9 protein-coding genes are annotated in these 10,587 nt (G+C 39.5%); 1 reads left to right on the top strand and 8 read right to left on the bottom strand.

Going from position 1 to position 10,587, the window contains the following annotated elements; genetic code table 11:
• Positions 1-297: 297 nt before the first annotated feature.
• Together D5281_RS10925 and D5281_RS10920 are read right to left on the bottom strand one after the other, a co-directional pair.
• Positions 298-1,371 carry a GmrSD restriction endonuclease domain-containing protein gene (locus tag D5281_RS10925; RefSeq protein WP_160560191.1) on the bottom strand — a complete coding sequence of 358 codons (1,074 nt, stop codon included), beginning with the start codon at positions 1,369-1,371 and terminating at the stop codon, positions 298-300.
• 227 nt (positions 1,372-1,598) lie between these two features.
• Positions 1,599-2,390 carry an SIR2 family protein gene (locus D5281_RS10920; protein WP_160560190.1) on the bottom strand — a complete coding sequence of 264 codons (792 nt, stop codon included), beginning with the start codon at positions 2,388-2,390 and terminating at the stop codon, positions 1,599-1,601.
• Between the two features lie 994 nt (positions 2,391-3,384).
• On the opposite strand from D5281_RS10920, the gene D5281_RS10915 reads away from it, so the two are divergent.
• Entirely contained in the window at positions 3,385-3,789 is a 405-nt protein-coding gene (locus D5281_RS10915) for an ACT domain-containing protein (protein ID WP_160560189.1), read from the top strand.
• An 85-nt stretch (positions 3,790-3,874) separates the two neighbouring features.
• On the opposite strand, the gene bioA is transcribed toward D5281_RS10915, so the two are convergent.
• The 6 genes from bioA to D5281_RS10885 form a co-directional block, all read right to left on the bottom strand.
• On the bottom strand, positions 3,875-5,071 hold the full coding sequence (bioA, locus tag D5281_RS10910) for an adenosylmethionine--8-amino-7-oxononanoate transaminase (protein WP_160560188.1): 1,197 nt from the start codon (positions 5,069-5,071) through the stop codon (positions 3,875-3,877).
• 144 nt (positions 5,072-5,215) lie between these two features.
• Complete coding sequence (gene bioD / locus D5281_RS10905; protein ID WP_160560187.1) at positions 5,216-5,902, bottom strand: dethiobiotin synthase; 687 nt, start codon at positions 5,900-5,902, stop codon at positions 5,216-5,218.
• Positions 5,895-6,869 (bottom strand): biotin synthase BioB, encoded by a 975-nt coding sequence (gene bioB, locus D5281_RS10900; RefSeq protein ID WP_160560186.1) that lies wholly within the window; start codon positions 6,867-6,869, stop codon positions 5,895-5,897. The genes bioD and bioB overlap by 8 nt, the downstream gene beginning before the upstream one ends.
• Before the next feature lie 68 nt (positions 6,870-6,937).
• Positions 6,938-7,486, bottom strand: a complete 549-nt coding sequence (locus D5281_RS10895; protein ID WP_160560185.1) for a biotin transporter BioY — start codon at positions 7,484-7,486, stop codon at positions 6,938-6,940.
• A gap of 313 nt (positions 7,487-7,799) precedes the next feature.
• Positions 7,800-8,624: a GNAT family N-acetyltransferase gene (locus D5281_RS10890; RefSeq protein ID WP_160560184.1), complete on the bottom strand. Its 825-nt coding sequence runs from the start codon at positions 8,622-8,624 to the stop codon at positions 7,800-7,802.
• Between the two features lie 515 nt (positions 8,625-9,139).
• Entirely contained in the window at positions 9,140-10,576 is a 1,437-nt protein-coding gene (locus tag D5281_RS10885) for a hypothetical protein (RefSeq protein WP_160560183.1), read from the bottom strand.
• Between the last annotated feature and the right edge of the window lie 11 nt (positions 10,577-10,587).

Below are 10,587 nucleotides of genomic sequence, written 5' to 3'. Positions count from 1 at the left end.
AGCAGGCAAAAATATATGAGGCTCTCGGAGTGAAGGTACCAACCTCGTCATGTTAACTCCGAGAATCCAGGACTTAAGTCAAAAAAACGGCAACAAAAATGCAGCGCCCCAGAGTTGCGAGGCGCATGTTAAATAGGTTCTTCACATCCTCTAGATACATTGCACGCAGAGATAAATTCACATTAACATACATATTCTCTTTGTTTTCAAATTAAATTCAATCAATTTTCGAGTCCTTAATAATTTTTATTTGAACAAAAACTCAAGCATCAACTTTCACTGTAATCACAATTCGTTTTATATTGTCCTATATCCCAAAAATCTAAGCATAGCATTTATACGCTTCTTCCTTGATGATTTCGAGCGACTTGCAGATTGCATTGATTGCTGATAGACAATAGTTTCTTCTATTTGTTGACCTCCTCTTAAATCCTCATAAAAAAAACATAGTTGCTGTTTAATATAATCGGTTTCTTCTATTCTTTCATTAACTACATACAATGCGATATACCAGAGTGCATAAATATGACTTACGCCTTCTATATGATACTTATCCAAATCAATATTCCAGTCTTGTAACAGTTTTCCAACCTTACTAAATTTACCTTTTGTAATACTAGATTTTTGAGCATCATATTTCTCTGCCTCATCTTCGAAAACCTTATCAATTTCTGATTCATTTCCATCAATAATCCCATTACGCAATGTCATAAGAAACAACTCTGTAATAAATCCTATATCATCCATTCGATTCTTATTTAATTTTGCAGTTAATTTTTTTATGAAACAGTCATTCCTATAATACTCAATATCATTGTAAAGTAATGAATCATAATACTGAGCTTTTCGCAATTCCTGTGGATTTAGGCGGCTCCCCTCTCTGTTTAATCTATCAAAAATATTATCAACTATCTTTACATCTGGATTTTCGATGTATTCGACTGATAATGAATATGCCCAAAAATCTGCTAAAATTGCCTTAATATCATCATCTGCCTTGGCTTTTTCTTTAATTTGTTCAAAAGCTAATCCATTAAGTTCCTCCTTTCCGTATATATCACTGCCATAGCTCAACGGAATAGAAACCTTATTATTTATAAAATCGATAATAGTTGATAATCTTTGTTTCCCATCAATAACATCGTAAGTTGTAACACCAGTATCCGGATTTATCTTCTGTTCTAAGAAAATGGGGGGAATAGGAAAATTTTTAAGAATAGTATCAATCAAAAATGATTTTTGTTCACCATTCCAAACATTAAAATCTCTTTGATAAGGTGGATCTAAACGATATTTTCCTAACTGATATTGTTCAAAAAAATTAGATATAGTAATTGATGTTGATTTTCGGTTATATCTCATATTTCCCATTATAACTCCTCCTTTAATAATGCCCCTTTACTATAATGTATATAATTAGCAAACAAACTGCTTAAAACTGCATCTAGTGACGTGGGCGGGGCAGGATTAACATATTTAACTTCCATTTGTGAGTCTATTGAAATAAGAATATCATCAATTTCATTTCTATCTACATGCCAATACGATATACCAAATAAAATTATTTCATCCTTTGAGGTACTGACTTTAGTTATTTCCTATACCCCTTGACGTATCTCCTTTATCCATCCTAAATTAAGTCGAGTTGAATCTCCAGCAGGTGGAATAATGGCATTTACAATAGGATAATCCTCAGACAAATCATATTTTATTTCAAAATTCTCTGCCTCTTGAGCAATTGACTCTTCTACCGCTGCTCTTATAGAATATGGACTGGATTCTTGTACCTTTATTCGAAAAGAAAAGCTTATAGAACCATGCGGTTTATATATTATTATATTTGCTCCAGTATTGACAAATCCATAGACATCAAACATGATTCCCTTTAAAGCCAACAACCTTTCAAGCAAAACATCATAATTATACGTTATCACATACACTTTTCTCCCTTTTTTTGTTTGACTTATAATATAATCCAAAAGTTCAATACCTGCAGAAACTTTTATTAGTTCTTCGTCTGTTATTAAATTATTATAATATATAAACAAATAACGCAGATATGTAGAAAGCTCACTATATGCACTTATATGTATACTTGGCTCCTTTTCTCCCGGTCTTTTCTCCGCTGACAAATTAAATACATTTGCGCATGTAATTATGTCTGTAATTAATTGCAAGGATTCTTCATACGAGTTATAGGTTCTAGCTCCTAATGTCCACAAACTCGGTGTGTACTTACGAGATAAAAATCCCTTTTCTGCCGTTTTAGGGTAACATACATTTGCTCCTTTGCTAAACAAATTTACTAAATCAATTTGATTTTCTTTGTTTAATTTTTTAATAATATCGATAGAAAAACCATTTCCTAACAGTAAATAACTATTTCTCATATTGTCCTCTCAAGGTATATTAATTTATATTTTTTATCCACAGTCTAATCTTTGGTAGTAAATTTAACTATTATATTTATTTAACCTATATCGTCTTGTTCTGTTTGCTCCAATAGTTTCAATTTTACCTTGCTCTTGTAACACTTAAAACAATTGCCTCTCTCTACTTTCCTTTATATCCAAAAAAGTGATATATCTCTACAAGAACTTTCTGATTGTTCCTATAAGTATTGGAATATCATCTCTAACTGCAGCTTTGAATATTAGCCAAAATTCACTATTACTCGACTTAAACTCTGGTTCATCATTGGTAATACCCCAAATTAAAGTGCCATCAAAACTATTAGCAAATGCGCTGGCACTTTTCAGTCAGCTCTTTACCTACTTTCTTTCTACCTACGCTACATTTCTTATCATATTCAGTTACTTCTCCAATTAATTTCTTTAAATCAATCCGCATCATTAATATCCCTTCCGGCTGTATAATATGAGAACTGATTCTATGTCTCTACAAGCCTATGCAAGAAGTCAAGAGTCATATGTTATTTTCAATCATTATATCAAATCGAATGATGATATCCCTTTTTATTTTATCTAAAAACTTTATTGTAAGCAACGAAAAAATCAAAATATATAGACTGTCCTCTATATGATACCAGCGTTTTTTGAGAAATCAATACTGTTCACGGTTCAGGAATATGCATAAACTGCATTTTTACTGAGAACATAATTCCCTATGTAAAGGTAATTTTAACGCAGCAAAACTTAAAATATTTTCAATTTATTAGTCATATAAAATTTTATAAAAATGTGATTTATGGTTGACAATTATAAACATAATAATTATCACTATATATAGCAATGAATGATATGTAGCAATGTATCTACTTAGTATCGTCTGCAGAACAAACTGTTCTCACACAAGAAAATGCTCAAAATACGGGCATTTACACACAGATTAATTTCACTACAAAACAACGACATGGAGGTCAGCATGGAACGCAAACACACACCCGCCTCACAGGCCGGCTTAACGATCAAAAAAATAGACTTTGCCTTCTCCGTATGCAAAGTAAAAGACTATTCCCAGGTAAATCTCCAATCAGAATTTTGTTTTACGGGTAAGACCGATGACGAAAATTCCCTGGTCTGCATCACCGACCATGTGCCCGGTAACGTGATTACCCGTGACGATGGATGGAGAGCCTTTCGGATACAGGGAATTTTGGATTTTTCACTGATTGGAATCCTTTCAAAAATAGCTGCCCTTATGGCAGAAAATGAGATTGGGATTTTTGTCCTATCGACCTATCATACGGACTATATTTTAACAAAAGAGTATCATTTCGAAAAAGCATTAAAAATATTATCTGAATCGGGTTACACGATCGTTGGATAGCCGGCTGGAAATTCTCTCTTTTTCATGAAAACAACTCCTGCTTCTCAGACTGTTACCAGGAGCAGGAGTTGACAAGCTGAAAATATTAACAAAACCATGCCTTCATGGTTCCAAGCACTTTAAGCAGTTCTTCCTCCGTTATAATATAAGGAACCATCGCATACATATAATTCAAAAACGGTCTGCTGAAAACACCATGTGCATAGGCAAACTGCTGGTATCCCTTTAAATCAGAAGCGTCATAAACCTCCACACATACGCACCCACCCATGATGCGCACTTCCTTCACCCGCGGATCTGCAAAGCCGGCCATTTCACGCCTTGTGACTTCCTCAATTTTACGGATTTTGGCCATATAATTTTCCTGTTCAAACAGTTCGATCGATTTAAGCGCCACACTGCACGCCAGGGCATTTCCCATGAAAGTAGGGCCATGCATCAGCGCCTTCTCCGGCTCGTCTCCATAAAAGCCATCGTACACTTTTTTGTTTGCCACCGTAACCGCATGTCCAATGTAGCCTCCGGTCAGCGCTTTGCCCAGCACAAGAATATCCGGCAGCACCAAATCCGCCACAAAGCGGTTTCCGGTACGGCCAAAGCCGGTGGCAACCTCATCAAAGATAAGCAGCACATCATAAGCGTCACATAATTCTCTCGCCCTTTTTAAGAAACCCACATCATACATGCGCATCCCCCCTGCTCCCTGCAAAAGAGGTTCCACAATCAGGCAGTTAAGCTCATGATGGTATTTTTCAAAAGCTTCTTCCAAGGCCGGAATCTTTGTAGGAACATGTATCACATTCTTCGACTCTCCATAAGCCTCCAAAATAAAATGATAATCCTCATCATCCCCCACTTCCATGGTTTTAAAGGTATCGCCGTGGTATGCATGCGTCAGGGAAAGTACCTTGGTCCGCTGCATTTCACCCCGGTTTACATAATACTGTAACGCCATCTTAAGGGCAACTTCCACGGCCACACTTCCCGAATCGGAAAAAAAGCTGTAGTCCAAATCCCCCGGCAGGTAGCTTTGCAGCTTCTTGGCGAGTTTTTCCACCGGTTCATGAGTGAGGCCCCCAAGCATCACATGTGAGAAATTCTCAACCTGGGTTTTTATAGCTTCGTTCAGCGCCGGATGCTTATAGCCATGAATCACGCTCCACCAGGAGGAAACCGAGTCTATCATCGCTCTTTCCTGCGTTTTTAAATAAACGCCCTCCGCATCTATAATTTTAAAAGGCGTTTTCATTGTCTTCATTTGTTGATATGGATACCAAATCATATAAATCCCCCATTCTTGCGCCCTCAAATCTGTGCGGAGAATGCCTGTCTTTTGGGCATTCTCCGGCGTGAAACTTAGAACTTCTTAGCGAAGCGTCCTATGGCGCGAGCTTTAGAAGTTCTTCTCACGCTAATCCCCCATTCTTTATGCCTCGTACAAAGACTCTAGCAGCTCCAAGTCCATATGCAGTTCCCTGCTCCCATCCTCAACACAGGCAAGCACAGGCAGACCTGTCATGTGCTCGCACATGCGCAGGTTATCTTCCTCCATCACGTTTCCCCTGTGGAAACGATTCAGGATAATGCCCTTTACAGGCAGCCCTCTTGTGCGCATATACTCCGCCGTAAGCACCACATTATTTATCGTTCCAAGCCCTGCATCCGCCACAATGATACTAGCTAGTCCCAGCTCTTTTATCACATCTTCCAGCTGGATTTTTGCCTCGTCAAAACAGATTGGGCAGCAAATACCGCCGCTCCCTTCCATTGTCACATAGTCATACTGGCCACAGACTTTCAAAAACCCTTCCCTGACCACTTCCATTTTTACCGGATTTCCTTCCAGCCTTGAAGCTAAGTGAGGGGAAACCGCCGTTTCGTAGACATAAGGGCACATATCCGCAAGAGGCTGGGAAATGCCGGACATATTTTTTACAAAAAGGCCGTCTCCCGGAATCAGACTTCCATCCGCCCTGCGCTCATTTCCGCTCATAGCCGCTTTATAATAAGCAGCCTTTTTTCCGCCCTCACTCAACTTCTTTACAATCAATCCGGAAACATAGGTTTTTCCTACATCCGTTCCTGTTCCGGTAATAAATATCTTTTTACTCATTACAAAGCCTCGTTTCAAATCCTAGTTTTTTGATTAATTCCAAATCTGTCTCCACCGTAATTCCCGCAGTAGTCAGCATGTCCCCGGAGATTGCGGCATTCGCCCCGCTCTGAAAGCATCCCTCGCCTTTATCCCCTATAAGGCCCCGTCCGCCTGCCAAACGGATCGCGCCATCCGGTATCAAAAACCGGAACAGAGCCACGCATCTACATACCTCCTCATTGGTAAGAGGCTTTCTGCCCTCATAAGGTGTGCCGGGAATAGGATTCAGCAAATTGACCGGGATGGATTTCACCCCAAGATCCCTTGCGGTCAGCACCATATCAATGCGGTCTTCCATCGTCTCTCCCAGCCCTAAGATTCCGCCTGAACAGACAGACAGCCCCGCTCTTTTCGCTGCCTTCAAGGTTTCTATCTTTTCCTCATACGTATGGGTGGTACAGACCTTGGGGAAATACCTTGCAGAGGATTCCAGATTACAGTGGACCCGAGACGCGCCCGCCTCCTTTATCTTGCGAAACTGGGCTTCATCCAAAAGGCCAAAGGAGACGCATACCTCAATTTTCACCTTCTTTTTGATTTCCCGGATACTTTCGCAAACCTGGTCCACTTCCGCCTCCGACAAACGTTTTCCTGAAGTTACGATAGAATAGCGCAGGACGCCGCGCTGCGCATTGTTTCTGGCTCCCTCCAGAATTTCCTCTGTGGAAAGCAGGGGATAGGTCTCCGTACAGGCAGTCTCATAATGGGCGCTTTGCGCACAATATTTACAATCCTCCGAACACCTGCCGCATTTTCCATTGATAATCGTACAAATGTCAAAACCATTTCCACACATAGTTTCGCGTATCTCGTCCGCCGCCTTTTGCAGCTCCATAAGCGGGGCTTCCCACAGGTTGATTGCCTCCTTTCGTGTGATCAATCCCCCATTCAATACTTTATCTTTCATTTCCTCTACAAAACTCATATGAATCCTCCTTTATCCTTCCGCATCTCAGATAGGCCAAAGATTATATGTATCAGATGCCTCTTTATCTACATATTTGCAATAACCGGTTTCAAACGCTTTGCCAGAATTGCCGCTATAAAACACAGGCAGATATCCCCAGGAACCGCCAACAAAAAGCAATAAAGGAACAGCGGCCATAATCCAATGGGCGTATGAATTACAAAATTACAGATTACATAATAATAAACCATTCCTGCCCCATAGACAATCCCAAGACCAATAAAATTAGCCACAAGAATTTTCCCAAGCGTAATGCCTTCCAGCTTTTCCGTCATTTTTCCGGTCACGTAACTTGCCACCACAAATCCAATGATATAGCCAAAGCTTGGCTTTAAAAGATACCATAGTCCGCCGCCCTCTGCAAATATGGGAAGTCCCACAAGCCCCAAAAAGGCATATAAGCCAACGCTGATTGCTCCCAGTTTCCCTCCAAGCAAAAGCCCTGCCAGCATTGTAAACAAGAATTGCAGGGTAAAAGGCACCACAGGCACCGGAATCTTTATAAATGCTCCTACCGCCGTCAACGCCGTAAACAATGCACATAATGCCATACTTTTCACTTTTGTCTGTTTCATCACAATCCTCCATTCTTGCCCACAGCCTGTAAATTAGGGTGTGGGCACAATCACTGTTCCTTCGCTGCATGTTCAATGTTCCATATAAAGGTAGCAAAAAAGCAAGATAATGTCAACTAAATATTATTTTTAGTTTACATTATCTTGCTTATGCCGACATCTACAGTCGTTACAAAGATTACGCTGACAAGAAACTTAAAAAGTGTAAAGCCCATGGTATTGCTATGCCACGATCAAAGGCTTTACACTTTTATTACAATAGGCCGCTCCGCAAAGACAACAGCGTCTGTTAACATAAGGTTCGCTCGGTGCGTTAACCATTCTTTGAGGATGTAGTGTTGTTCATTTCCTCTACCACGTGGATAGGTTTTGTCGTCATTTCCACCCAGGCCGGCACGAATCCGCTCCTAATCGCGTTTCGTACAGACCGGATATTTGACCAGGCGGAACAATAAAACGGCACTTTTCCCCTGTTTAAAATTTCAATTGCCAGCCGGCTTGTAAGTGCGGACGCTATCCCCTTTTTCCGATAATCCGGCAGCACGTCAACGCCAATCTGCCACATGGTATCACAATCGGCGGAACAGCCCGCAAGTCCCACAAGTTTTCCCGCATCAAAGGCCCCAATGCCCAGCACATCCAATTGCTTTCTGTCTTCACACAGAGCATTGCGCCACTGCGGCGTATATAATTCTCCAAAATCAGACTGCTCTAAGACTTTAAGTTCGTAATTACATTCCCCACAATGAAGCCTTTTTAAGTCCGGCAGATAATACTCCGCCATAAAACATACCGTCTGGCCCTTTTCCCTTAGCCGACTATCCAGCCAGTGCATGTTTGGCGTTTCAAAGCAGTGATAAAATTCAAACTTACCGATATATGTTTCTACCATATCCTTAAGTCCATCCGTTACAGATGCAACAATATTATTCCCGTAAGAAACAAGATTACAGGCAATGGGCTCTTTATAATATTTTCTTGCGCCGGTTCTCAGAGCAAACGGAACTATCACATGCTCCGTTCCAAGAAAATCCGCCGCTCTGCAGTTTATATCTATTGCAGACTGTTCCATGGCAATCTGCCAAATATCTTCATTCGTAAATTTCTCTCCGAAATGTGGCAATGTTTGATAACTCATTTTATTCCTCCATGGCGCTGCCCTTAAGCAACTTAAATCCCCACAAAAAATGCGCTTTCGTCTTCTAATGAAGCGCTTGCTTATCATAAGCCGGCTCACGAAGCATGACAGTATTTGTTACATTAGGCCAAACCGCATAGGGTGATGACCGCTGTTACAATAAACTGACTTGCAAAGCGTGACAGCGTCTATTTTTATATCGTCCGGCTTGCCAACATCCGTAATATCTCCACTTCTCTAAATTTATGTAACAGCTGTCCCAAGAATCGGAAAACCGGCTCATTTTGTATGTGGATGTTTATTACCAGGAAGATGCTATTGCACAAGAAGTATGCCGGCTGCTCGGATATGGCAAAGCTGAACATCTGTACGATAATCAATTCACACAAAATTATGTCCTGATAACGTAAAAATGATACTCTTTTCATCCGGTAAATATCCCGCTTTTTAGGGCACCCCGGATAGCTGGGATTCTGATAAAAGGCTTCTTTTCCAATTCCCGGCGCAGTCTTTGCTTATTGAAATATATGCATATCCACCACTTCACCCGTATTTTTATCCAAAACGGTTATTCTAATTTTGCCTTCGTCTTTATTTTCAATTTCATAAAGCTCCTTTTTATCCAAATATAAGCTGAAAGCGCCCTTATCAATACAGGATATTTCACCTATACCAGTGCTTATCTCTGAATCATCAAAATAAAAATACTCTGCATTTCCACTTTCATTGTCCAGTACAATTAAATTACAGTTATGAAAAGCCCGCTCAACATCTATTCCTATATTTTGAAACATTGCCGCATTACCATCTTCATGCAATATGTCAGAATGATTGATTTCGAATATTGTTTGATAATCTTCATCTGCCAAAAATATAAGATAATTTATAATACTTCCCTGCAAACGCAAATGTTCCTTTTTGCTTTCGGTAAATCTATGATAATCGTCCCACCAACGAACATAATTATCATCTTCTCTATGATCTTGCAGCTGAAAATGTTCTGATAAATATGCTCCAATATAAGATGTTAATTTTTCAGCGCCGGAAAAATTAACATGGATATTATTATCTGATGTGTCATATAAATCGGATTCAAAATTAATAAGATTCTCTTTCGTAAAATCTATATAAGGTATATTATATTCTTCAGAAATATCATAAACAGAGTCCGCAAAATACTTTGCTTCATCCGAACAGTCATAACCGGTGTTAATCAATAATAATGTTATATCCCTTTCTTTACATAATAATATCATTCTCATTAAATAATCTGCTGATATTTCATCATAATAAATTTCCTCCCCCTTATTTAAGTATACATACTCATTTCTTTTTGCAACCCCAGCCAGCGGATATGCACCTTTCCAAACGGCGGATCCTTCTTCTAACTTGGCCTGACCGTAAAAATCTTCTTTCTCCAATGATACCCAGCGGGTGTGATATTCTCCTAAATCCCAAAGTAATTCCCAGCGTTTATCATAAATATAATTTCCCTTCCCATCTTTCAATTCTTTATCATCAAACAAATCTTTTACCATTCTATATTTATTGATGCTTAAAGGAAATGCGTCAAATGTTTCATGCACCTGTCCCCAGACTTCACCAAAAATTCTCCCTGGCCACATATCGAAAACATCCATCACAACTACTTTGGGCATTTGATAATCTAATGCATTCACAAGGGTCCAATAACACACCGGTATTGTATTACCATTGCCAGCCAGATTAAACGAACTTATCCCATAGTCATTCCAAAGCTCCATTGGAAAAAAAGTATATCTTACATGACTGGAGCCTAAAAACAAAACGTCAATCCGAGCATCTTCCGCAAAATATGCTGCATATCTGTTATCACTTTCTTTTAACTGAAGAATAGATGAAACTTTATTTAGGCTAACCGTAACAAGCGTCAGTAAAACAATTGCGCTTATCACCTTTTTTATTTTATCCAAAGCTCTGTCCC

It is taken from the genome of Parablautia muri, from assembly GCF_009917485.1.
Classification (GTDB): Bacteria; Bacillota; Clostridia; order Lachnospirales; family Lachnospiraceae; genus Suilimivivens; species Suilimivivens muri.
The sequence above is the reverse complement of the archived record's forward strand: the minus strand, read 5'-3'. Positions and strand labels throughout refer to the sequence as shown.